Here is a 23,802-nt window from a genome sequence, read left to right on the forward strand (position 1 = left end):
ATTGCGCTTACGTGGGTACCCGGCCGAGCCCTGTCCTTCAGCTTGGCTGCCGCAGGCTTCGGCGCGTTCGTGGTGGCCCTGGCCGCGCCCCTTACCCCAGTTGCGTTTGCAGCCACCGATGAAGGGCGTTCAGGTCCAGGGGCGCGGTTGGCCCCGGCGTGGCGTCAGCATGCAGAGTGCGAATCAGCTCGGCGGCCTGCTGGCGCTGCCCCATGTGGACCTGGGGGGCGTGCGCAGCGGCGCACAGAAAGGCCAGCGTGGCGGCTGGGTCTTGCCGGTACAGGTCGGGGGCGGTCAGGCACAGCAGTTCAATCAGGTTCCAGGGGTTTTCGCGCAGGCGGGGCTGCTGCAGGGCCTGCCGCGCCGAGCGCCGGGCCTGCGGGGCCCGCCCACGGGCGTAGGCCAGCTGAACGTCCAGCAGCAGCAGTTCCACCCCAGCCGTGTTGTCCTGCACCTTGGCCGTGACGCGCCGCACCTCGGCCATGGCGTCCTGGGCCGCGCGCCCCTCGCCTTGGCGCAGGGCCAGGCGGGCCGCGCAGAGCAGCCCGGCCAGCTGCAGCCGCACCTCACCGCTGCGCGCTCCTGCCGCCGCCAGGGCCCGCGCTTCCTGCTGCAACCCCGGCAGGTCTACCTGGGTCATGTGGGTGCGCAGGGTCAGCAGCCGCTCGCGCAGCGGCCAGCTGTGCGCTTCGGGCAGGTCGCGCAGGCCCGCTTCCAACTCGGCCAGCTGCCGCTGCAGTTCGGCTTCCTCGCCCAGGAACGAGAGCACGGTCAGCAGGTTCATGCGGTAAAACCGCTCGCGCACAGCGTCGCCCAGCGTGACGGCCAGCGCCAGGGCCTGCCCCAGCAACTCGGCCGAGGCCCGCATCTGCCCCTGCTCGCCCCGCACCGAGGCCAGGGTGTTGAGCACCTTCATGCGGCTGCCAGGGTCGGCGGCCAGGGGCCCTTGCAAAAACACCCCGGCCAGCGTCTGGGCGTCCAGCAGGCGCCCGGCGCGGTAGGCCAGCCACATGCTCCCCACCTGCAGGGCGGCCTGCAGCGCGGGCTCGGCGCCGCTGGCCTCGGCCAGTTCGCTCAGGGTCAGCAGGGTTTCCATGCCCGCCGCGTGCATGCCCCGGCGGTCATAGTGGGCCAGCAGATGCTCGGCAGCGGCCGGGGTGAGGGTTCCGGCGCGCAGGGCCGCGTGCATGGCCAGGGTCAGGTTGGCGCGTTCGGGGTCGGTGGCGGGGTCTTCCGGCGCGCGCGCCAGAAAGCGCTGCAGGTGCAGTTCGGCGTGGGTGCGGCGGGCTTCACGCAGCAGCGCCGGGTGGGCTTGCCCCTGCTCGCGCAGCAGGCCGCCCAGCGCGGGGTACAGGCGCAGGCGTTCGCTGCCCGGCTGGTGGGCTTCCAAAAAGGCGTGCTGCAGCAGGGCGTCCACCGCCTCGCTGTCCACCCCCAGGGCGGGGGCGTCGGCCGGGTCAAAGTCAGCGCCCACACTCAGGCGCAGGGCCGCTGCCTGCAGCGCCGGGCTCAGCAGGGCCCACGACCGCGCCGCCGCCAGTTGCAGGCCGCGGCGCCCGTCGCCGTCGCCGCCTTCGGTGCGCAGCGCGCCCGCATCCTGCAGCACCCGGTCATGCACCGCCTGCAGGTCTTCGCGGCGCAGCCACGAGGCGGCCAGGGTCAGGGCCAGCGGGTGCCCCATCAGGCGCCGGGTCAGGCTGGCCACCAGCGCGGCGTTCTGCGGACTCAGGGCAAAGTCTCGCCGCACCCGCGCCGCCTCGCGCACAAACAGCTGCGCGGCGCTGCACACCCCCACGTCCAGCCACGAGGCCTCGGCGGCGGGGCGCTCCAGACCCGCCAGCGCCAGCAGCAGGTCGCTGTCTGGGGCGCGCCCCAGCCGGGAGCGCCGCCCGGTGAGCACCCAGCGCACCTGCGGCAGCGTGTCCAGGTGGCCGCGCAGTTCTTCGGGGTCGTCCAGGCTGTCCAGGCCGTCGAGCAGCACCACGCTGCCCGGTACCAGCGCCGTGCCCAGCGCGGCCCAGGTGGCGGCCGGCGCCTGCAGCACCGACGCGAGACGGGCGGCGACCTCGCTGGCGTGCGTCACCCCCTCGGCGTCCACCAGAAACACGGGGCGCCCCAGCACCGTCAGTTCGCGCAGCAGCGCCCGCGCCAGGGTGGATTTCCCGATACCGCCCGGGCCCGTGACCACGGCCGTTCCCCCGCCCGCTGGCGTGGCCCAGGCCAACAGGGTGTCGAGCTCCGCCTCGCGGCCCAGCATGCGGGTGTGTGGCGTGCGGCGCACGGGGCGCACGCCGTCGGTGGCGCGGCGCCCGGTCAGGTCGCGCAGTTCGGTGCGCAGGGCGGCTTCCAGGGCGCTGGCCGGGGCGCTCAGGGCCAGCAGGCGGCGCAGGGTGTCGGGCTCGGCGGGCGGCGCGCCGGGCAGGTCGTAGGCGCGCGCCGCCCACCGCGCGGCCTGGGCGGGGTCGCTGCGTTCGGCCAGCAGCAGGGTCTCACTTTGCACGTGCCGCGCCAGCCGCTGCCGCCAGCCTTCGGCCCACTCCTCAAATTCAGCCGAGACATCCGGCACATTCAGGTCCGGCAAAAAGGCCCCGGTGTAGGCGCGTTCGGCCGCCGCGCCGCGCAGGGTCAGCAGTTCGGCGGCGTCGCAGGGCAGCCCCGTCGAGAGCCGCTCCTCGCCCCACAGCGCGTCGGGGCAGTACTCGCGCAGGGCGTGGAGCGCCACGCGCAGGCTGGCTTCGGGTTTGGCGGCCCGGGGCCACAGCAGCGCGGCGAGGTGCCGCCGGGTGGTGGGGCCATCGAGCGCCACAATCACCGGCAGCAGCAGCGACTTGACCTTGCGGAATTCGCCCAGCGACAGGCCGCCCAGGGTGTGCAGCCGCAGCGTGCTGGCCGTCACCGGCCGAACCTTGGAACTGGGAGAGGCAGGGGGTTTGGACATAGGGGGAGCTGGCCCCATGGTACTGCGCGCGCCCCCGGGGCGAGCGGCGCTCAAGCGGGTTCGGCCACCCCCTCACCCCGGGTGGCGTCGCGCAGCTCGGCCGTGAACGCGGCGGCGTCCTCGGGGAAGACCTGCACCGACAGGCTGACGCCCGTGGCCCCGTAGTGCTCTTCACCGTGCCCGGCGCTGTAGCGCCCCAGCAGGTGGTGCAGGCGGCTGAGGTGCGCGAACGGCACCTGCACGCGCAGGGTCAGCCGGGGGCGCACCGTGTCTTTGGGGGCGGCGCGCAGGCACGCCGCAGCGGCCCCGCTGTAGGCCCGGGCCAGGCCCCCGGTGCCCAGCTTCACGCCGCCGTAAAAGCGCACCACCACGACCATCACATGGTCCAGGCCCTGACCCTCGATGGCCTTCAGGATGGGGGCGCCGGCGGTACCGCCAGGTTCGCCGTCGTCGTGAAAGCGCTGCAGGGGACCAATGCGGTAGGCCCAGCAGCAGTGCGTGGCGTCCGGGTAGCGCCCGCGCAGGCTGTTCAGTTGCGCCAGCGCCTGTTCGGGGGCGTCGGCGCGCTCGGCAAAGGCCAGGAACTCGCTGTTCTCCACCAGCAGGTTCTCGCGCCAGGGACCGGCCAGCGTGGTGAAGGGCGCGGGCAGGTCGCCAGGACCGCTCAGAGCAGGCCCCGGGCCTGCAGCGGCGCGCGGGCGTGCCACAGCGTCAGGCTGCTCGCGCCGTCCTGAATCCCGCCGCCCTCGAGCAGCGCGTAGGCCTCGCGCAGCGGCATCACCACGCGCTCTATGGTTTCGGTGGCCTCATGGGCGGTGTCACCCAGGGCCACGCCCAGCGCCAGAAAGGGATAAAAGATCACGCCGCTGATGCTGGGCTGTGGGTAAAAGCCCGGCAGCGCCACCCACTCGGCGGCCACGCCGCCCACCTCTTCTTGCAGTTCGCGTGCGGCGGCGCGGTGCAGGTCCTCGCCGCGTTCCACCCCGCCCGCAACCACCTCGGTTACGGTGGCGCGCAGGGGGTAGCGGTACTGGCGGATCAGCACCGCCTCGCCCGCCGCCGTGACCGGCAACACGAACACGGCGCGCGGGCCACGCGGGCGGTACTGGTACAGGGTTTCCACGCCGCTTTGCAGGCGCACCCGGTCTTCATAGACGGTGCGGAACCCCGCGACCAGCACCCGGGACTCCAGGGTGTGCCACGGCTGGGTGTCGTCCTCGGTCAGGGTCGCCCAGTTGGGGTGTTCAGGCATACGCGCAGGCTAGCAGGGGCAGGTGGGGGAGAGGCCCCCGGCCGCCCCGGAGAGCTGCGGCGCGGCGCCCTGAGAAGGGGGTTCAGGCAGCGGCCGAACGATTCACCATGCGTGGGTTTTCAGCCAGAGGAACGCCCACGGCTGCGCCGCAGCGTTAAGGAACAGGGGCAGACCTCCGGGAAGGAGACCTGATCCGGGACTGCATGGAGGCCACTCCAGGCCGAGCCGCGCGGTGGCCCCCTCACCCTTCCGTCGCTTTGCTCCTCCCTCCCTCTCCCACCAGAGGAGAGGGGCACACAGAGAGCGAGCACGAGAGCTGCAGGTCATGTGCATCCCGTGTGAGGGGTGCCGAAGGTGGGAACCATCCAGTCCTGCCTCTGAACCATGAACGGCCGTTCGGCTCAGACAGGCGCGCCGCCGCCCCGGTTCAGGGCACTTTCGGCCCAGAGGTAGCGCGCGGCCAGGGTGCGGTAGGGCTGCCAGCTGGCCAGCACCTCGGCGGCGGGCTGGTCCGGGTACAGCCGCGCCAGCCCCTGGCGCAGCGCGAGGTCGCCCATGCTGAACACATCCGGGCGCGCCAGGCCGAACATCAGAAACATCTCGCCGGTCCAGCGGCCAATGCCGGGCAGCGGCAGCAGGGCGGCGATCACCGCCTCGTCATCCTGCGTGCCCAGGTGCTCAAAATCCACGGCGCCGCCCCGGGCCGCCTGGGCAATGGCCTGCACCGTGCGCACCTTCGCCCAGGACAGTCCTGCGCCGCGCAGGTCGTCTGGACTCGCGGCCAGCAGCGTCTCGGGCGTGAGCCCGCCCAGCAGGGTTTCTAGGCGGGCGTAGATGGTGGCCGCCGCTTTCACGCTCAGCTGCTGGCCGGTCACGTTGCGCACCAGGGTGGCAAAGGGGTCGGGGGTGGGGGAGAGCACGGGCAGGTCGCCCACCCGCGCGATCACGGCTGCCATGACCGGGTCGCGCGAGAGATGAACCACCGCGCCTGTGTGGGTAAGCAGTGGAGCTGAGACAGGGGGCAGCACAGACATGCGGCCCATTCTCTGGTGCAGGCCGCCCCTGGACTGGCCACCCAGCACAAAGCGAAGCGCCCGGCCGAGGGGGCCGGGCGCTTCACTGTGCAGAAACCGTCTGAACGGCGCTTACTGCGCGCTGATGCCGGTGGTGTTGTAAATCCAGTTGATAAAGCCGTTCACGCGGGTGTAGACCCCGTAGCCACGGCACTCCGCCGGACCGTAGGACACGGCGCCCAGCACGTAGAACTTGCCGTTGTAGCTGGCGGCTAGCGGGCCACCGCTGTCACCGTTGCAGGAATCCTTGCCCTGGTAGTACTTGCCGCAGATGGTGTTGGCCGGGCGGCTGCCGCAGTCGCTGCCCGTGGGGGTGATCGGAATGCTCACTTCGCGCAGGGCGCGCGGGCTGGAAGACCCGGTTTCGGTCTTGCCCCAGCCGCTCACGGTGGCGAACTTGCCGCTGACGTCCAGCACGCTTTCGGCGGCGTTGCCCGGCAGCGCAGCGGGCTGCACGGTGCTGCCCAGGGTAAAGGCAGACACGCGAATCAGGGCAATGTCGTTGGCGTTGGTGCTGCGGTTGTAGCTGGGGTGCATGACGATCTGCGCGGCCGTGCGCAGCTGCCCGGTGCTGGTGGTCAGGTCATTGATCCCGGCGCGCACCCGCATCTGCGAGGCGCTGTAGCCGTCCACGCAGTGCGCCGCCGTCAGCACCCAGGTGGAGCTGATCAGGGTGCCGCCGCACCAGCCGCTCATGTAGTTGCTGGGGGTCACACTCACCTGATAGGGACGGTTGGTCACGTTGGTCACCACGCCGTACACGATCTGGCTGCTCAGCTCGTCACTGAAGGCCTTTTCGGTGCCCGTGACCGTGACCGTTTCCTGGGGCAGAGCGGCGGCCGTCACGTCTGGGGTGGCCTGGGGCGAGCAAGCAGACAGGGCGAGCAGGCCAAGAGCAGACAACACCGCGTGCAGGGGTTTGAACATACAGACCTCGGAGGCAGGGAGAGGGCGGAGGGACGCGGGGCGGAGTGCCACCGGGCGCCGGCTCTACCTAGAAGCCAGCGCCCGGACCGGCGCGTTACTTGGTTTCGACGAGGGTGTAGGAGCCAGAGCCGGCGTACCCGTAGACCTCCCAGCGGTAGGTGCCGCTGCTGGCCGCAAAGGTAATGGCTTCGGTGCTCGTTCCGCCTTCGCTGGCGGCCACATCCACCCACGAGGTGCCGTTGTAACGCTGCAGGTAGAGGTCAAAGTCGGTGCCGGAGGGGCCAGTCAGGTTGCCCTTGAGGGTGCCGCCCGCATACGAGAAGCCAGCCGTGCCGGGCTTGTAGCTGGCCGCGCCCTGGGACACGCTGCCCGTGTACGTCGTCTGACCGGGGGTCGGGGTGGGCGTCGTGCCGCCATCGGGGGTCAGGCCGCTGACCTGCGCAATCCAGCTCAGGTAGCCGTTCACGCGGGTGTACACGCCGCTGCCGGTGCAGGCGCTGGGGCCATAGGACACGATGCCCAGCACGTAGAAGCTGCCGTTGTAGCTCTGGGCCAGGGGGCCGCCGCTGTCGCCGTTGCAGGAGTCCTTGCCCTGGTAGACCTCGCCGCAGATGGTGTTGCCGGGCACGCCGCTGCCGCCGCAGGTGCCGGGGTTGGGCGTGATGGGAATGCTGACTTCGCGCAGGTCGTCGCTGGCGCTGGCATTGTTGTTGCCCTGGGTCAGGCCCCAGCCGCTCACCACGGCGAACTTGCCCTTCACGTCCAGCACCGCTTCCACAGCGTTGCTGGGCAGCTTGGCGGGCGAGGCGTAGGGGGTATTCACCGCCGTGCTGAGTTTGAGCAGCGCGATGTCGTAGCCGCTGCTGGCGCCCCGGTAGCTGGGGTGCACGGTCACGGTGCTCACGCCCACGGTCTGGCCCTGGGTGCTGTCGCTGAGCTTATTCACCCCGGCGCGAATGCGGATGCTGGACGCCGCCGTGCCCTTGACGCAGTGCGCGGCCGTCAGGACCCAGGTGGAGCTGAGCAGGGTGCCGCCGCAGTACTGAAAGCCCGTGGTGTCGGTCATGGCGACCTGGTAGGGCCGCGCGCCACGGGCGCTGATCGTGCCGCCCACGATCATGGGGGCCAGGGCCGCGCTCTTTTCGCCGCGCGCTGGGCTGGCCGCTTGCGCCTGGGGCGCGGGCTGGGTGGTGCCGCAGGCCGAGAGCAGGGCGGCGGTCAGCAGGGGAAAGCACAGCAGGGTCCGGGTTCGGGTCATGGGGGGCACTCCTTGTCACAAAGGTGGGGGTCAAGAAGACCCGCCGCCCCGGCGGGGCCGGGCGGCGGTCAGAGATCAGACTTACTTGGTTTCGACGAGGGTGTAGGAGCCAGAGCCGGAGTACCCGTAGACCTCCCAGCGGTAGGTGCCGCTGCTGGCCGTAAAGGTGATGGCCTCGGTGCTCGTGGCCCCTTCGCTGGCGGCGACATCCACCCAGGAGGTGCCGTTGTAGCGCTGCAGGTAGAGGTCAAAGTCGGTGCCGGAAGGGCCAGTCAGGTTGCCCTTGAGGGTGCCGCCCGCGTACGAGAAGCCGCTCGTGCCGGGCTTGTAGCTGCTGGCCCCCTGCGTCACGCTGCCCGTGTAGGTCGTCTGGCCGGGGGTCGGGGTGGGCGTCGTGCCGCCGCTGCCGGTGAACAGCAGGCGGTTGGGGCTGCCGGTGCCGGCGCCCGTCACCTTGCCGGTGGTGGCGTTGTTGACCATCGCGCTGGCCACCTGGGCGGGGGTGTAGCCCGGGTTGTTGGCCAGAATCAGCGCGGCGCCGCCGGCCACGTGGGGGGTGGCCATCGAGGTGCCGGAGATGGTGTTCGTGGCGGTGTCGCCGGTGTTCCAGCTGCTGGTGATGTTGCTGCCGGGCGCAAAAATATCCACGCAGGTGCCGTAGTTCGAGAAGCTGCTGCGGGCGTCGGTGTTCGTGGTGCTGCCCACCGTGATGGCGGCGGCGGCGCGGGCCGGGCTGACATTGCAGGCGTCTTGGTTCTCGTTGCCCGCCGCCACGGCCATGACCAGGCCCTTGTTCACGGCGCCGGTCACGGCGTCATCGGTGGCCTGGCTGGCGCCGCCGCCCAGGCTCATGTTCGCCACGGCCGGGCCCGTGCGGTTGTTGGCCGCCCAGTTGATGCCGGCAATCACGCCGGAGTTGCTGCCCGAGCCCTGGCAGTTGAGCACCTTCACAGCCACCAGTTTCACGCCCTTGGCCACGCCGTAGGTGCTGCCGCCCACGGTACCCGCCACGTGCGTGCCATGCCCGTTGCAGTCGGTGTTGTTGCCGTCGCCGGACTGGTTGGTGCCCCACACGGCGCGCCCACCGAACTCGGCGTGCGTGGTGCGGATGCCGGTGTCAATAATGTAGGCCGTGACGTTGCTGGCCGTGGTGTTGTAGACGTAGTTGCCGTCCAGGGGCAGGTTGCGCTGATCAATGCGGTCCAGGCCCCAGGTGGCGCCCGTCTGCGTGGCGGTGGCGCGCATCACGCCGTCTTGCTCAATGTACTTGACGCGGGGGTCCTGGCGCAGGGCCTGCAGGTTCTGGGCGCTCAGCTTGGCGGCAAAGCCGTTCAGGGCGGCGCCGTAGATGTGCTGAATGCTCACGCCCTGGGGGTCGAGCTTCAGGCTCTGGATCAGGCCGCTGGCGCTCTGGGCGGTCAGGTTGCTGGGGGCGCCGTCGCTGAACACCACGATGTACTGCCCAGGAATGGCTTCGGGGTTGCTGGTGCCCAGGAGGGGGGCCAGGGTCCGGGTGCGGGCCGTCTCGCTGGCCTGGGGGGTGCTGGTCTGGCTGCCGCAGGCGGCGAGCAGCATGGTCAGGGCGAGGGTACCAAGGGCAGAGGAAGCAAGACGTGCATTCATGGGAAACCTCCTGGGCTGTTCCACGGCCTGGACAAGGAAGCAGCACAGTCCGGCTGAGCCGTTTGACACGGCCGGGCGCTTCTGTCAAGTAAATTTGGGAACTTCGAAGATGATACGCAGCCCAGGGCGCCAGTAGATGAATGACAAAATCCTGACAGGACATTTGTACACTCTGGGTTCAAAATAGCAGTCTCAAGCCCGTGTCGAACGCAAAATTTACTGTCCCGAATAAGGAGACAGTAAGATTTACGCCTTCTACACATGAGGCGCTTCTCATTATTTTCATCTTGTAGGATGTCTAGCTGCCTGTCTGCTGCAAAGCACCTGAACTTTCTTATTGGCATTTGAGAGCTCAAGCTTCTCAGTTCCTCAGAAAGTGAGGTTCTTCATGGCACTGGCCTGAGAACGGGGACAGGTGTCCTGCAGCTCCATGAGCACTTGGCCCGCGTGAGACCCAGGTGGCGAGGGCGCTGTGGGGCCTTCTGGACGATTGCTGTTCAGTCCGTCATCGGAAGGCAAACGGACCCTTGGCGCCCGTCCTCTGCATGCCTCCAGTCTGCTGGGGGTGGACAGTGTGTGTCAGACGGGTGGCCGTCCACTTCCGGGTCACCCAGAAAAGAGCTGGATGGTCGTCTCCTGCGGCGCCTGCCGGGTTCACGGCCCAGACATCCGTATCTTTTTCTTCTCTCTGTGCGGCGCCCAGTCAGGGCGACTCCGATTGAATCGTTTCTGGACACCCTTCCACCCGCCCGGAGGAGAAGGGGAACAAGCGGGCTTCCGGGCGCAGCGTTGGCCCTCTGGCTCTGTTCTGGGTTGTGGGTTTTTCCAACGGGCGTTCGTATCCGTTCAACACGCTCCGTCGTACGGCATTTTTCGGAAGTCGTCTTATAAATTCCAGCCGCCCGCCACTTCCAGCTCCTGGCCGGTCAGATAATCGCTGGCGCGCACGAAATACAGCGCGGCGTCCACCACCTCCTGCACGGTGCCCACGCGCCCGGCGGGAATCTGCGCCACCGGTTGGCTGAGGCTGGTTTCAATGACGCCGGGGCTCACCACGTTCACGCTGACCCCGCTGCCCGCCAGCACCTGCCCCAGCGAGCGCGACAGCTGCAGCACCCCCGCTTTGGCAATGGCATACGGCACGATGCCGGGCCGGGCTATAAGTTGCGCGGCCCCCGCATACCCCAGGTTCACGATGCGGCCCCAGCCCCGGGCGCGCAGCAGCGGCGCGGCCTCCTGGCAGGTGGCAAAGGTGGCGGTGAGGTTGCTGCCCAGCATGTCGGCCCACTGCTCATCGGTGGTGTCCAGCAGCGGGCGGTGGACGTAGTTGCCCACGTTGTTCACCAGCACAGCCAAGCCGCTGCCGCTGGAAAAGGCCCGGTGCGCCTCGCGGACCAGCGCGCGGGCCTGGGCGGGCACCGTGACATCGGCGCTCAGGGGCAGGGCCTCCACGCCCCGGGCGCGGCACAGGGCCGCGGTCTCGTGGGCGTCGGCCACGCTGCGGTGGTAGTGGACCGCGATGTCAAAGCCTTCTTCGGCCAGAGCCACCGCCAGCGCCCGCCCAATGCCGCGCGCCGCGCCGGTCACCAGGGCCGTGCCGCGTCCTGGCCTCATGCCCGCGCCTCCTGGGCGGCCAGGGCCACCAGGGTGCGGGTCACGGTGTTCAGCGGGTAGGCAGGGGCCTGCGCCAGGGGCACCCAGGCCCACTCGGCAATTTCCTCATTGGGGGTCACGGTCTGCTGGTCGGTGGCGGCAAAAAAGTCCACCAGCAGCATGTGGGCGGGCTTGTGGAATTCGGGGCTCAGGACCGCTTCCTGGGTCTGGGCATAGCGCACGTCGCGCAGGGTCAGGCCCACCTCTTCGGCCAGTTCGCGGCGCACGGCCGCCTCCAGGCTCTCGCCCCACTCCACCTTGCCGCCCGGCACGCCCCACAGCCCCCGCCATTTGGTGGTGCGCACCAGCAGCACCCGGCCCCCTGGGCCCCAGACCAGCGCCCCCACGCACACCAGCGGTCGTTCCATGCGGGCCAGAGTACAGGGCCGCCCGGGGCGCCAAGCGGATGAACGCTTATAGAGTTCCTGGCCCTTTGGGGGCGTGGCTAGCGGCCCCGGCGGCGCATCACCCGGCGCTCCAGCCCGGTGATCAGCAGGTACACCAGCACCCCGTAGCCGATGAGCAGGCCAATGGCGGCAAACTGCCCGGCCTTGTTCTGGTACACCCCCGCCACCTGCACGGCCAGCCCCAGGCCCTTCTGGTTGGGGTCCACAAATTCCCACACCACCGCGCCAATCAGGGCGAGGCTGGCCGCCAGCCGCAGGCCGCCCAGCAGCACGGGCAGGGCGCCGGGCAGTTCTAGGCGGGTCAGGCGCTGCCAGCGCGTGGCGCGCAGCGAGCTGAACAGTTCGTGGTAGGTGGCTTCCAGTTCGCGCACACCCACCAGCGTGGCCACCAGAATGGGGTAGAGCGCGCTGAGCGCCGAAACCACCAGCGCGGGCACAAAGCCAAAGCCCAGCCACGACACCAGCAGCGGCGCCAGCACCACGATGGGCGTGCTCTGCGAGGCCACCAGGAACGGGCTGAGAAAGCGTTCCAGCGCCCGCCACTTAGCCAGCGGATAGCCGATCAGCACCCCGGCCAGCGCGCCCAGCAGCGTGCCCAGCAGCGCCGTGCGCACCGTGACCCAGAAGGCGGCGGCCAGCGCGGGGGCGGTGCGGACCGCTTCCTGCCACACCGCGCCGGGGGTGGGCAGCAGAAAGGGTTGGTTCAGGGCGTGCGCCCCCCAGGCCCACAGCGCCAGGGCCAGCGCCACCGCCGCCACCGGCAGCACCCAGGCACGGCTGCGCGCCCGCACGCTGTCCAGGCGCAATCGGGTGCTGTCGCCGGTGCCCAGCACGGCGCGCAGGTGGGCTTCCAGGCCATCGGTGTAGGCGCTGACCCGGCCCTCGCCGCGCGTGTCCAGCAGTTCCACGATCCGCCCGCCGCGCAGCACTGCCACGCGGTCGGCCAGCCACACCGCTTCGCGGATGGAATGGGTGACCAGCACCGTGGTGCGCCCCGTTTTCTCGTGCAGATGGCGCAGCTCGGCGTTGAAGCGCTCACGCACCAGGGCGTCCAGGGCCGCGAAGGGTTCGTCCAGCAGCAGCACGTCGCCGCTCTGGGCCAGGGCGCGGGCCAGCGCCACCCGCGCGCGCATGCCGCCCGACAGCTGCGCTGGGAAGTAGGGCCCGTACGCCTCCATGCCCACCATCTTCAGCGCCTCGCCGGGGGCCAGGCCGCCGCCCGTGCCCAGGTCGGCGGGCAGCTGGACGTTGCGCAGCGCGGTGCGCCAGGGCAGCAGGCGGTAGTCCTGAAACACCAGGGCAGGCGGCGTGGCGATGTGAACGGTGCCCCGTTCGGGCTTCAGTAGGCCCGCCAGCACCCGCAGCAGCGTGCTCTTGCCCCCGCCCGACGGGCCAATGAGGGCCAGGAACTCGCCGCGCTGCACGTCCAGCGTGACGCCGTCCAGAATGAGTTCGCCGCCCAGGCGCACGGCGATGTCCTGCACCGCCAGCGGGGCCGGGGCTGCCGCCTGGGCCTGGGTGGGCGGCGGGGCGGAGGTCATGCCTGGGCCTCGGCCGGGGGCGTTGGCGCGGCGGCGGGGCGGCCCCGGGTGTTTACCAGCACCACGCCCGCCACGGCAATGGCGCCGCCCAGCAGGGTCACGGCGGTGGGCACCTCGCGCAGCCACAGCCACGCGATCAGCACGGCGAAGACTGGCGAAACATACAGAAACGAGGTGGTGGTGCCGGCCCCCACGCGGGCCAGGGCAAAGGTCCAGGTGAGGTACGCCAGCGCCGCCGGAAACAGCCCGATATACACGAGCGCAAGGTGGGCCCCAAGCGGCGCCTGGGCCAGCGCCGTGCCGAAGCCCGGCAGGAACACCAGCATGGGCACGGTCCCCAGGATCAGCGACCACACCGTGAAGTGCAGCGGGTTCATGCGCGCGAGCAGCGGTTTCTGAAACACGAAGTACAGGCTGGTAAACAGCGCCGCCGCCAGAATCAGCAGCGCGCCCTGGGTAAAGTGCAGGCTCTGGCCGCTGCCCAGCACGATCAGCGCCACGCCGCCCAGACTGATCAGGGTGCCCAGCCAGCCCAGCAGGTTCAGGCGCTCACCCATAAAGCGCGTGGCCAGCAGCGCCGTGATCACCGGCCCCGCCGCGATGATCAGACTGGCGGTGCCGGCGGGCACGCTGACCTCGCCGTAATTCAGGCAGATGTGGTACAGCGTGATGCCTGAAAAGCTGAGCAGCGCAATGCGCCCCAGGTCCCCCAGCGGCGGCAGCGGAATGCGGGCGGCCACGGCGTACAGGCCCAGCGCGGCGCTGGCGACCAGAAAGCGGTACAGCGTGACGTGCCCAGGCGAAAAGGCCTCCAGCCCCGCGCGAATCCCCGCAAAGGCCGAGGCCCAGAACACGATGGTGACCAGAATGGCCCCCAGAGACAGGGCGTCCAGTTGGCCGGGCACAGGCGCGCGCATACGCCCGCCAGCATAGAGCGGGCGCGGCCCAGTGGCGCCCAGTAGGCTGTGCAGAGCCGCGTTTAACGGGGGTGGGTCACCCGGCGCAGTGGGGGCACGCCCTGTCCGGCGGCCAGTCGGCGGGCCAGTCGCTGCCAGCGCCACTGCCGGTAACGGTAAAACAGCCCGGCATACGCCCAGATCAGCGGGGTAAGCGGGCCCGCCTCGATCTCCACACGGTCGGTGTAACGGCACTGATCGGGCCCCAGCGGCTCCACCTGAATCAGGTGATCCCAGCGCCGGATCGGCCCGCCCCCCTCCCGGCTCTGCAGGGCCCGGGCCCGGTCATCCACCCCTTCGATGCGCAGGTGGTGCGTCCAGGCGGGAAGAATATTCAGCAGCACCAGTCGCAGGGCCGCCGCTGCGCCGGGCCGCAGCGGAGACGGCAGCGTGTCCAGGCCCCGGTAGCCGTTCGTGCCCCGGGCCACGTAGGCGAAGGTTTCAATCTGCTTGACCGCCCCCCAGGCCAGCTCGGCCGAAACGGGCAGGACGGTGGACCGCTGCACGGTGCGGGTGCTCATGTGCAGTCCTGAAGGAGGACGAGGGTGGGCGGCAGCAAACAGGTCATACATCATGATAGTTGCATATATGTTCAGATGTTTTGGTATTTGCCGGGGCTGCGGTGGCCCTTGTCTGGAGCGGCGCCAGGTTTTTGGGGGGCAGGAGGGAGCGCCGCTCCTGGCCGGCACCGCGCCGCATAAGGACACCCTGATCCCCCGCACACCTGCCCGGCGTGGGCACCACCCACGATGGAGGCCACACCCCCAGGAGGGCCCCTTATGGACGAGCGCCGCCCGCAGACCAGCACCCCCGAAACCATGGCGAACCACACCGGCAACGACCACAGCACCCACGGCGCCAACACCAACCTGGACCCGGCCCTGCAGGGCGGCCCGGCCACCGCCAGCGATCAGGCGGCTACGCAGGAGATCGAGCAGCGCCGCAGCGGCGACACCCGCGAGGCCGAGTCGGGGTAAGCGCAGGGCGGCCCCCCCCTGCAGGCACCGTCCGCCTGCCTTCACGGCATGCTGGGCCCCGCAAGTGGCCCAGAGCCCTTAATCTTCGTTGGGGCTCGCTTCACGCGCGCCACCCAAGGCACCTCATACACTGCCCGCACGGAGGGAATCATGACGAACAGCAGCAGCAGTAGCAGCACGGGAATGGCAGGCATGGATCAGGGCCGCATGATCAGCGGGGCAGCAGGCGGCGCCCTGCTTCTGATGGGCCTGCGCAAGCGCGGCATCCTGGGCCTGGGCATGGCCGCCGTGGGCGGGTACCTTGCCTACCGCGCCGCCACCGGTAACGACCCCGTGATGGCCGCCGCCGGCCTGAGTGGCAGCGCCACGGCCGCCAAGCCCATTTTCGTGGAGCACAGCGTGGTCATTGACCGCCCCGCCCAGCAGGTGTACGACTACTGGCGCAAGCTGGAAAACCTGCCCCAGGTCATGAGCCACCTGGAAAGCGTGACCACCCTCGACGAGAAGCGCAGCCGCTGGGTTGCCAAAGCCCCCCTGGGCACCCATGTGGAATGGGAAGCCGAGATCGTGAACGACAAACCCGGCCAGCGCATCGGCTGGCACTCGCTCCCCGGCGCCACCGTGGACAACGCCGGCAGCGTGCAGTTTGAAGAGCTGCCCGGCGGCGGCACCCGCGTGCATGTGGCCCTGTCCTACCGCCCGCCCGCCGGCCCCCTGGGCGCCGCCGTGGCCAAGCTGTTTGGCGAAGAGCCCAGCCAGCAGATCGCCGAGGACCTGCAGAAGTTCAAGGCAGCCTTTGAAGGTGGAAGCAAGAACTAAGGGTTGATGGTTGAAGGGGAATGGTTGATGGTCGGAGGTTGCTCCGGCCATCACTGTTTTGCGGTCACAGCGGCGAGAAAAAGAAAGAAGGCTGATGGCGCTCGACCATCAACCTTCTTCCATCCACCATCAACTTACTTCTCGACCAGGTACGCCTTTTCAATCACATCCGGGGTGCCGCCCATGCCGGGCTGAATGCGGGTCAGGCGGTCCAGCACGTCCAGGCCGTCCACGACCTTGCCGAAGATGGTGTGGCGGCCGTCCAGGTGGGGGGTGTCCACGAAGGTGATAAAGAACTGGCTGCCGTTGGTGTTGGGGCCCCGGTTGGCCATGCTCAGGATGCCCTTGCCCCGGTGGCGGTGGCCGTTGGGCTCGTCTTCGAAGTCGTAGCCAGGGCCGCCCGCGCCGGTGCCGGTGGGGTCGCCCGCCTGGGCCATGAAGCCGTCAATAACGCGGTGGAACTTGATGCCGTCGTAGTAGTGGTGACGCAGCAGGTAGGCAAACGAGTTGACGGTCACCGGGGCGTCGTCGGGGTACAGCTCGACCACAATGCGGCCCTTGCTGGTCTCCAGAATGGCGCGGTACTGCTTGCCGGGCTCAATGCCCTGGCCCAGTTCGGGGGCCTGCGAAAAGCGCGTCTGGCGCTCGGCGGCCAGCTCGGGGGTGGGGGCAAAGCCGTCGGCCTGATAGGTGTCGGTCATGCGGGGCATTGTAAAGGAGGGCTGTGGGCTGTGGGCTGTGGGCTGTGGGCTGTGGGCTGTGGGCTGTGGGCTGTGGGCTGTGGGCTGTGGGCTGTGGGCTGTGGGCTGTGGGCTGTGGGCTGTGAACAGCCTCCTCACATCTCATCACAAGGTGTCAAGTGGCGTGGTGGCGTTCCAGGCCCCTTCTTCCTCTTTTCCTACACCCCACAACCCACGCCCTACACCCCCTTACTCCCCTGTCCGCGCCCGCCGCTTCTGGTACGCCCCCGTCAGCAACTCGGCAATGTACTCGCGGATAAAGGGCATGTCGCTGGCCTCGGCCGCCGCGATTTCCTCGTCGCGGTCGTAGGTCAGGCGGACGTAGGTGGCGCTGTGGGCCGGGCCGTGGGGATCAAATTCCAGCACCAGATAGCAGGGCAGCGTGGAATCCAGGGGATTGCCCACGCTGCCGCAGTTGATCAGGGGCCGGCCCTCCACATCCAGCATCAGGGCCTCGTGCATGTCGGCGTAGACCAGGGCGTCGGCGTGCTCCTTCAGGCCAAACTGCGCATTTGGTGCAAAGGCTTCCAGCTGATCGTGCAGGCTGCTGTGCGGGTACAGGCGGTGAAACAGGCCCCGGCTGCTGGCGTGCACAAAGCGCCACCACGCGCCGCCAAACTGCTCCTCTATGCCGTAGGGCAGTGCCGAGAGGTAACCCAGGGCAGCGGGGCTGAGTTTGCTGCGCGGCCACAGGTCCTGGGGGCGGTGGGTGGCGCCGGCCACCCGGGCGTCCCAGTTGCCCTGAATCACGCGCGTGGCGTGGGCCTGGGTCCAGTCCACCACCTCACGCGGGCGCGGGCCCTTGCCCACCAGATCGCCCAGCACCCAGATGTCCGTGAGGCCGCGCCGCTGAAGGTCTGCGTGAACTGCGAGCGTGGCCGCCAGATTGGCGTGCAGGTCCGCAAGGATGGCGAGGCGAATCATGCACCCGAGTCTAGCCCAGCCCCCGCCGAACGCCCGGTCAGATTGTGAGGCGCCTTCCCTTAACCCAGCTCGTGGTACTGGCCCCGGAAGTACACCAGGGGGTCGTCGTCGGTGTAGCGGCTGTAGTCCACGAAGCCCAGGTAGAGGGTGTGGTCGCCGGCCGGGATCACCTCGTGCTTGCGGCACACCAGCTGCGCCACCGCGCCGCCAATCAGGGGCAGGCCCTCGTGCTCGAACCAGGGCACCAGTTCCTCGGGGCCCGGACGCCCGGCAAAGTGGTCGCTGAGGTGGCGCTGCGCTGCCGAGAGCACACTGACCCCAAAGTGCGTGACCTCCGGGCGCGAGAGCAGCGCGTGCATCTGGGCGCGGTTGTCCACGCTGACCAGAATCAGGGGCGGCTGCAGGCTGACCGACACAAAGGCGCTGGCGGTCATGCCTCGGCGCTCCTGGCCGTCGGCCGCCGTGATGATGGTCACGCCGCTGGCAAAGCGGCCCAGCGTCTGCCGGAACTCCAGGGGCGAAAGGCCACCGGTCATGGACTGCGGTTCAGTCATGCGGCGAGTGTAGCGGCTGGGGCGGGGCGGGCCGTTCCGTTCTGGCAGACGCCAGCTCCTATGGCCGTGCGGGGGGAAGAGCCGGGACCGGCGCCGCCGGCACCGCCTTCAGGTCGCGCAGCAGCAGGTCCGGCAGGCGCACCACCCCTTTGGCGGGCACCGTCTCGGTCCAGCGCTGGCCGCCCACGCGCACCTCAGTGGGGCCGGGGGGCAGGGCCGCAAAGCCGTAATACCCATTGGCATCGGTGTCGGCTTCGGCCACCAGCGCGCCGCCCTGCCACGCCTGCACGCGCTGGCCGCCGGGCACCGTCAGACCCGTAATGCGGCCCAGCAGTCCCCGGGCCACTGGCGCGGCCTCGGTCCAGGGCCCGGGGGCGGCTAGGGCCCCGCCCGGGGCGCGCAGCACCTCGCGCACCGCCCGCAGGCCCTGGGCGGCGCTCTGGCGCTCGCCGTACACATCCAGCGTGGGCGTGCGGTACGAGTAACCCACCCAGCCCAGCCCGGCGTTCAGGGCGCGCGTGGCCTGCGCGGCGGTGACAGCGGGCGAATTCAGGTACATCGCGGTGCCAGCGGCCACCGCCACCGGGGCGCCGTCCGAGCGCACCGCCACCCGGCGCGCAAAGGCGTTCCAGCCGTCAAACCAGCCGGCCTGCTCGGGTAGGGGGTCGCGCTTGTAGTTCATCAGCACGTTCAGGTCCAGCCACCCCGCGCGCATCCAGCCGGGCCAGTCCTGCAGCACGTCGGCGTAGGTGCGCGTGGTCTGAAACGCGGCGAGGTCGGCCGGCGGTGTCTGGTAGGTGATGGTGGCCGCGCTGATCCAGAGTTCTGGGTTCAGGGCCTTGGCTTCCAGGGCAATGCGCCGCACCAGAAAGGACACCTGCTGGCGTTTCCAGGCCTGCCACGCCGGGTCGCTGGGGGCCGGTGTGCCGGGGCGGCCGGTTTCGGCGCGGTAGCGGGCCAGCGTCTTGGGGTCGTAGCCCCAGGCGCCGCCGTCGGGATAGCGGATGCGGTCCAGTTGCACGCCGTCCACCGGGTAGCGGCGCACCAGACTCAGCACCGCCTGGGCCATGTGGTCGGCGGCGCCCGGGATGGCGGGGTCCAGCCACGCGTCGCGGCCCTCCTGCCAGCTGCCGTCCGGGCGGCGCGAAAGCCACGAGGCCGCGCCCGCCGCCGGGCCGTGCGTGCGGAACACATGCCCGGGGCGGGTATTGGGCTTGGCGGTGTTGGCCGCGCCCGTCACGCTGACCCAGGCGATCACCTTCATGCCCCGCGCGTGCGCCTGGGCCGTCACGGCAGCCAGCGGGTCGAACCCCGGCGCCAGTTCCGGGTCGGAGACCGGGGGCACGCTGGCGTTCAGGCACAGGCAGTCGGCGCGGCGGATGGCCTGCACAAACAGGGTGTTCACACCCAGGCGAGCGGCGTCCTCCACCGTCTGTTTCACCTGGGCCGGGGTGTGCAGCCCTGGCCCAAAGGCGTCCACCCACAGGCCGCGCAGCGCCGCGCCGGGAAGGGCGGCCCCGGGCGCCGCAGCGGGCGGCACAGGCGCCGGGGGCGTGGCCGGGGCCTGTGCCCCTGCCCCCCCCAGCACGAGAGACACGAAGACGGCGCGGCGCAGCAGGGAGAGAGCCATGGTCGTGCCGGGCAGGCTAGAGCATTTCCTGGCCAGGTGCCCTTCATGAGCGTGCGCTGGCTTTTGTGGGAGGGGGAGGCCTGAGCATCCGCCGGTGTGCCGCAGATGAAGAAATGGGCAAGCGGAACTGGGGCTTTTTTGCGGCTGACCGGATGTTAGGCTGCGGCTGCACTTCACCGTTTCAAGGAGGTCTTTCCATGAAGAGACAGATGATGCTGGCCCTGGTGGGCGCCGTTGCCCTGGCTTCGTGCAACATGAACCGCGCCCCCGATGTGACGGGCACCACCCGCAAGGCGAACTTCACGCCGCAGCTGAACACCACCGCCGGCTCTGGCTACACCGCCGCTGCCGGCACGGTGGACTACGTGGACATCACCGGGGGCGACCGCCGCACGGTGCTGACCATGACTGGCCTGAAGCCTGGCGTGAGCTACGTGGCCCACTACCACGCGCGGGGCGCAGCGGCCCCCGCTGGCACGAACGACTGCGCCTCCAACGGCCCCATCGTGGGCGAGCCCCAGATGATCGGCATGGCCATGACTGCCAGCGGCACCGGCACGCTGACCCTGAAGGGCCTGCAGGCCACCAGCACCCTCTCCTCGGCCGCGTACATCAACGTGCACGAGGCGAATGCCCTGGCCGTCGTGCCCCTGTGCGCCGACATCTGAACCCCGTTTGAATGACAGAGGCCCGCGCGAAGGCAGCGGGCCTCTTCTCTTGCCTGGAGGTGGTCCTCGGCCTGGGCCGCCCCTTATTCCTCGTCGTCGCTGTCCTCGCTGGCGCTGGCAGCGGCGGGCGTGTTGCGGTTTTTGCCAATCTCGCGCACGCGGCCACTGAAGCGGTTGCGAATGTCCTCGTACATGGGGTGCGCGCGGATGTCGCCGGGGCGGCCCGGGGGCGGCGGCGCAGCAGGGGTGGGCGCCGGGGTCGGGGCCGGCCGGGGCGGCGGGCGCGACACGCTGTATTCAGCAAAGGGCGCGTCGTCCAGCGGGGGCCCGGGGTCGTCCACAGGCGCCCCAAAGGCGTCCCAGTCGGGCTCCTCGGTGATCGCCTCCACCACGTAGGGCTCGCGGGCAGCGGCCGGGGGCGGCACCCGGTCACCGCCCTGGGCATCGGCGGGGGGCGCGGGCGGCTGCGCGGCGTGGGTGTCGTCCCAGGGCAGGTCCGCCACGGGCAGCGGCGCGGGGGCCACATCGTCGGGGCTGGCAGGCGGCACCCGGCGTTCCGGCAGCGGTGGCGGCAGGGTCGCCACGCTGGCCGGGCGGGGGGGCGGCGTGCTGGCCGCCTGAGGGACGGAGCGGGGGGCAGTGCTGGCCGGGGCCGGCTCTACCGACTCGAACTCCGGGCCACGGGTGGCGCGGCGCGCCGGGGCGCTGCGGCCCGGGTCGAAGGGGGCAATGTCCGGTCTAATGACAGGTGACGCGGTAGTGATGCCTGATGTCTCTTGACTGGATTCTGTCGCGTCTTGAGAAGAAGAGTTCGAGCTTTTTAAGCCAGGGGAGTGATTTTTAGGAACCGCTCTTTGTGTTCCCTTGCTAGTTCTTAGCTCAATCTGAAGATCAGGGAAGTGCCGCCATATTAGCGTACACAGGTCGTCAAACTTACTGACCAACTGCGTCGTGTGAAACGACCATTTAGCATCAAGGCTAACGACAAATAAGTTATCTTCTATGTGAGCTTTTGCTTCGCGGAGAAAGGGTTTGAAAGGTTTTTCGGCAGACTCGCGAATTGTTTTCCAGTCTGCATCGCTGAAAACGTGCGAACTAAAGTTTTGAGCTGGTGAATCGTGGGGACTGGAAGCTCTGAGGGGAGTTGGTCCACCCGATGCCACTTGCGGTTGGTGGATAGTTTCCGCAGATCTTGCCTGAGTACTGTTTTGTCGCACCCCCGCTGCCTTCAAGCTGGCCAGTTCCTTCTCCAGGCGGTTGAGGCGCTGGGTGAGTTCGGCGGGCACGGCGGCACTCCCCCCGGCGCCCACGCTGGCCCCCTGGCCTCCGCCACCATCGGCCGCCAGCAGGGCGTGGGTCAGGGCCAGTTCCAGGCTCTGGCCGTCGGCCGCGCGGGCAAAGCGGGCCTCCTGCTCGTCCAGGGCCGCCTGCAGGCGCAGCAATCGGGGCACATCGGCGCCCTCCAGGCGCTCGCCGCCCAGGCCCAGTTCGGCGTGCAGGGCCGCGCCCAGGGCCGACACCAGCCCCTCGACCACCGTGCGCGCCGCGAAGCCGTCGCGGTAGAGCGCCCCGGCGCCCTGCAGGGCCGCGCCCGCGTCGCCGCTCACCAGGGCCGCCGCAATGCCGCGCACGCGCTCGCCAGGGGGCAGACCCAGGGCCTCTTCCACCGCCGTGCGGGTAATGGCGTTGCCGGCTGCCAGCATGCGTTCCAGCAGGCTTTCGCCGTCGCGCATGGCGCCGTCGGCGAGGCGGCCAATCAGGGCCAGGGCGGCCGGCTCGGCGCTCACGCCCTCGCGCTCCACCAGCCCACTCAACTTGCCCGCAATTTCCTCGGGCGTCAGGCGGCGAAAGCGGTAGTGCTGGCAGCGCGACAGAATGGTGGGAATGATCTTTTCCGGCTCGGTGGTTGCCAGAATGAAAATGACGTGGCCGGGCGGCTCTTCCAGCGTCTTGAGCAGGGCGTTGAAGGCCGCGCGGCTCATCATGTGCGCCTCGTCCAGAATGTAAATCTTCTTGCCGCCGCGCATGGCCGCCAGGGCGACCTTTTCGCGCAGGTCGCGCACGTCGTCCACCGAGTTGTTGCTGGCGGCGTCAATTTCCAGCACGTCGGGGTGCGAGCCCGCGCGCACCGCGAGGCAGCTGTCGCACTCGCCGCAGGGCTTCGGCAGCGGGCCGGTGCAGTTGGCGGTCATGGCGATCAGGCGCGCGGTGGTGGTTTTGCCCACGCCGCGCGGGCCGCTGAACAGGTAGGCGTGTCCCACCCGCCCCTGCGACAGCGCGGCGCGCAGCACGTCCTTGACGTGTTCCTGCCCTACCACGTCTTCCCAGCGCACCGGCCGGGCCCGCTGGTAGATGGCGCTCATAAAGGCCCCTCCGCTGCGCGGCTTTGCAAGTTCGGGGCGGGGAATGGGGAGTGGGGAGTGGGATGTGGGAAAGACAGGAGGCCAGGACTATGGGCGCTTAACCACTGATTTTCAACCACTCGCCGCTTCACTGCCCCAGTGTAGAGGGCCGGGGGAAGGGGGCGCAGTGAGGCAGGTTGGGTTAAGGGGGGAGGGGAGAGGGGGAAGAGGAAAAGAGCGGTGCCATCACCATTTCGGCCGGATCTAACCCTTGGACGCCGCCGCACAGGCTTCGGGGCCGGTCAATTCGGGGCGGTATTCAAAGTGCATGGTGTCGTGGTGGTACCAGCGGCCACCCCAGATCCAGCCGTGGCGCTCGAAGACCTGCACCAGCGCCAGGGGAAAGGCGTTGCGGTAGGGAATGCCGCGCTGGCCCTCGCGGTAGCCGCCCCAGGCCCAGTACGCCGAGCGCCCCACGTTCAGGTCTATGGCCGCGCCGAAAGCGTGCACGCTCAGGCGGGGCGTGCCGGCAATCGTGCGCCAGTTGAAGGTGCCCGCACTGGGGGTCACGAAGGGCCGGACCTGGGGCAGCCCGGCCAGTTCGGCCGCCACGGCGGCGAGGCTGCGCGCCGCGCCGTTCACCTGCGTCACGCGCAGGCGCTGGCCGAACCAGTTCACGTCGGTCAGGCGGCCCGCCACCTCGGCGGCCGAGGCGCCGTACATCTTGCGGAAGAACGGTTCAAAGCGCACGCGTCCGGGGTCCACGTTCCAGGCCGGGGGCCGCAGCGGGGCGCAGGCGGGGTAGGGGGTAGCCAGCTGGTCCAGCAGCCCCGGCGCGTTCAACAGGGCCACGTAGCTGGCCGCGCGGCTGTGGGTCAGGGGCATGCGGGTGCCGTCCCGCCAGACCAGCGTGTCGCCTTCCACCCGGCTGAGAAACGCGGGGTACGCCCGAACCAGGGCCGAGACCTGCGCCTGTTCCTGCGCGGTCAGGGCGGCGGCCGGGGGGCCCAGCAGCAGGGCCAGCCAGAGCCCAACCCTTAGCACGCCGCGCGGGGACTGGGCCTAGCGACCACAGGTCGACGAGGGCAGTTCGGCCAGGGTGACATAATCGGCCGCCGCGCCCCGGTACACCGACACCCGCACGACGGGCGTGGCGTTCAGAATGCGGCTTTTCAGGCTGGTGGGCACCGTGGCCCGGGCCACCATGGTGCTCAGGGCGGCGCGGTTGGCCTTGCTGGAAAAATACCGCTCGGCGCCGTCGCAGGCGTCCAGCTTGAGGGTGTGGTAGTTCGCGCGGTCCTGCTGGATGATGGCCGCCACGCTCTGCAGCCGGGTGCCGCTGGAATTGAAATGGTCGTCCGTGGACAGGAACGCCACATAGGAAAACAGCAGCTTGGCCTGCGGCGCAGGCGGCTGGGCGGGCAGCTGAAGGCGCTGCCCCTGGCTAACGCTGCCCAGAAGCAGCGCCGAGAGGGCAAAAGTCAGAGTGCGGGCATGGGTCATGGGGTCTCCGGGGGGCT

22 protein-coding genes are annotated in these 23,802 nt (G+C 69.9%); 3 read left to right on the forward strand and 19 right to left on the reverse strand.

The window, feature by feature from the left end:
• Positions 1-91 precede the first annotated feature (91 nt).
• The 12 genes from K7W41_RS04170 to K7W41_RS04225 form a co-directional block, all read right to left on the reverse strand.
• Positions 92-2,938: an AAA family ATPase gene (locus tag K7W41_RS04170; RefSeq protein WP_224605017.1), complete on the reverse strand. Its 2,847-nt coding sequence runs from the start codon at positions 2,936-2,938 to the stop codon at positions 92-94.
• A 50-nt stretch (positions 2,939-2,988) separates the two neighbouring features.
• On the reverse strand, positions 2,989-3,645 hold the full coding sequence (locus K7W41_RS04175; RefSeq protein WP_224605018.1) for an IMPACT family protein: 657 nt from the start codon (positions 3,643-3,645) through the stop codon (positions 2,989-2,991).
• Complete coding sequence (locus tag K7W41_RS04180) at positions 3,603-4,190, reverse strand: NUDIX domain-containing protein (protein WP_224605020.1); 588 nt, start codon at positions 4,188-4,190, stop codon at positions 3,603-3,605. Before K7W41_RS04180 ends, K7W41_RS04175 begins: the two co-directional genes overlap by 43 nt.
• A gap of 401 nt (positions 4,191-4,591) precedes the next feature.
• Positions 4,592-5,224: a DNA-3-methyladenine glycosylase family protein gene (locus tag K7W41_RS04185; protein WP_224605021.1), complete on the reverse strand. Its 633-nt coding sequence runs from the start codon at positions 5,222-5,224 to the stop codon at positions 4,592-4,594.
• A 111-nt stretch (positions 5,225-5,335) separates the two neighbouring features.
• A complete protein-coding gene (locus K7W41_RS04190) occupies positions 5,336-6,190 on the reverse strand; it encodes a serine protease (RefSeq protein ID WP_224605022.1) in 855 nt (284 codons plus the stop codon).
• A 94-nt stretch (positions 6,191-6,284) separates the two neighbouring features.
• Complete coding sequence (locus K7W41_RS04195) at positions 6,285-7,448, reverse strand: trypsin-like serine protease (RefSeq protein ID WP_380056059.1); 1,164 nt, start codon at positions 7,446-7,448, stop codon at positions 6,285-6,287.
• An 81-nt stretch (positions 7,449-7,529) separates the two neighbouring features.
• Entirely contained in the window at positions 7,530-9,071 is a 1,542-nt protein-coding gene (locus tag K7W41_RS04200; protein ID WP_224605023.1) for a S8 family peptidase, read from the reverse strand.
• Between the two features lie 885 nt (positions 9,072-9,956).
• Positions 9,957-10,685, reverse strand: coding sequence for a bifunctional dihydropteridine reductase/dihydrofolate reductase TmpR (tmpR, locus tag K7W41_RS04205; RefSeq protein ID WP_224605025.1), 729 nt, complete (start codon positions 10,683-10,685; stop codon positions 9,957-9,959).
• On the reverse strand, positions 10,682-11,092 hold the full coding sequence (locus K7W41_RS04210) for an NUDIX domain-containing protein (RefSeq protein WP_224605028.1): 411 nt from the start codon (positions 11,090-11,092) through the stop codon (positions 10,682-10,684). Before K7W41_RS04210 ends, tmpR begins: the two co-directional genes overlap by 4 nt.
• A 77-nt stretch (positions 11,093-11,169) precedes the next feature.
• Positions 11,170-12,672, reverse strand: coding sequence for an ABC transporter permease subunit (locus K7W41_RS04215; RefSeq protein ID WP_224605031.1), 1,503 nt, complete (start codon positions 12,670-12,672; stop codon positions 11,170-11,172).
• The gene (locus tag K7W41_RS04220; RefSeq protein ID WP_224605035.1) at positions 12,669-13,589 is read right to left on the reverse strand and encodes a DMT family transporter; all 921 of its coding nucleotides are present in this window, start codon (positions 13,587-13,589) and stop codon (positions 12,669-12,671) included. The genes K7W41_RS04215 and K7W41_RS04220 overlap by 4 nt, the downstream gene beginning before the upstream one ends.
• Before the next feature lie 62 nt (positions 13,590-13,651).
• Entirely contained in the window at positions 13,652-14,149 is a 498-nt protein-coding gene (locus K7W41_RS04225) for a hypothetical protein (RefSeq protein ID WP_224605038.1), read from the reverse strand.
• 258 nt (positions 14,150-14,407) lie between these two features.
• Here K7W41_RS04225 and K7W41_RS04230 point away from each other — a divergent pair, with 258 nt between their 5' ends.
• Both K7W41_RS04230 and K7W41_RS04235 read left to right on the forward strand, forming a co-directional pair.
• Complete coding sequence (locus tag K7W41_RS04230) at positions 14,408-14,605, forward strand: hypothetical protein (RefSeq protein WP_224605041.1); 198 nt, start codon at positions 14,408-14,410, stop codon at positions 14,603-14,605.
• A gap of 150 nt (positions 14,606-14,755) precedes the next feature.
• Entirely contained in the window at positions 14,756-15,424 is a 669-nt protein-coding gene (locus tag K7W41_RS04235; protein ID WP_224605044.1) for an SRPBCC family protein, read from the forward strand.
• 134 nt (positions 15,425-15,558) lie between these two features.
• Here K7W41_RS04235 and K7W41_RS04240 read toward each other — a convergent pair whose 3' ends face one another.
• The 4 genes from K7W41_RS04240 to K7W41_RS04255 all read right to left on the reverse strand — a co-directional run bounded on the left by K7W41_RS04240 (position 15,559) and on the right by K7W41_RS04255 (position 19,272).
• Entirely contained in the window at positions 15,559-16,125 is a 567-nt protein-coding gene (locus tag K7W41_RS04240; protein ID WP_224605048.1) for a peptidylprolyl isomerase, read from the reverse strand.
• Positions 16,126-16,353: 228 nt separating this feature from the next.
• Positions 16,354-17,088: a metallophosphoesterase family protein gene (locus K7W41_RS04245; RefSeq protein ID WP_224605051.1), complete on the reverse strand. Its 735-nt coding sequence runs from the start codon at positions 17,086-17,088 to the stop codon at positions 16,354-16,356.
• A gap of 59 nt (positions 17,089-17,147) precedes the next feature.
• Entirely contained in the window at positions 17,148-17,642 is a 495-nt protein-coding gene (locus tag K7W41_RS04250; protein WP_224605054.1) for a flavin reductase family protein, read from the reverse strand.
• 58 nt (positions 17,643-17,700) lie between these two features.
• Positions 17,701-19,272, reverse strand: a complete 1,572-nt coding sequence (locus K7W41_RS04255; RefSeq protein WP_224605056.1) for a glycoside hydrolase family 10 protein — start codon at positions 19,270-19,272, stop codon at positions 17,701-17,703.
• Between the two features lie 197 nt (positions 19,273-19,469).
• Between K7W41_RS04255 and K7W41_RS04260 the strand changes: the two genes are divergently transcribed.
• Positions 19,470-19,940, forward strand: a complete 471-nt coding sequence (locus K7W41_RS04260; protein ID WP_224605059.1) for a hypothetical protein — start codon at positions 19,470-19,472, stop codon at positions 19,938-19,940.
• Between the two features lie 83 nt (positions 19,941-20,023).
• Here K7W41_RS04260 and dnaX read toward each other — a convergent pair whose 3' ends face one another.
• The 3 genes from dnaX to K7W41_RS04275 all read right to left on the reverse strand — a co-directional run bounded on the left by dnaX (position 20,024) and on the right by K7W41_RS04275 (position 23,785).
• On the reverse strand, positions 20,024-22,303 hold the full coding sequence (gene dnaX / locus K7W41_RS04265; protein ID WP_224605061.1) for a DNA polymerase III subunit gamma/tau: 2,280 nt from the start codon (positions 22,301-22,303) through the stop codon (positions 20,024-20,026).
• A gap of 243 nt (positions 22,304-22,546) precedes the next feature.
• Positions 22,547-23,326, reverse strand: coding sequence for a M15 family metallopeptidase (locus K7W41_RS23670; RefSeq protein WP_224605065.1), 780 nt, complete (start codon positions 23,324-23,326; stop codon positions 22,547-22,549).
• 18 nt (positions 23,327-23,344) lie between these two features.
• Positions 23,345-23,785: a hypothetical protein gene (locus K7W41_RS04275; protein ID WP_224605068.1), complete on the reverse strand. Its 441-nt coding sequence runs from the start codon at positions 23,783-23,785 to the stop codon at positions 23,345-23,347.
• Positions 23,786-23,802 lie beyond the last annotated feature (17 nt).

Origin of the sequence: Deinococcus multiflagellatus, assembly GCF_020166415.1 — a bacterium.
Taxonomy (GTDB): Bacteria; Deinococcota; Deinococci; order Deinococcales; family Deinococcaceae; genus Deinococcus; species Deinococcus multiflagellatus.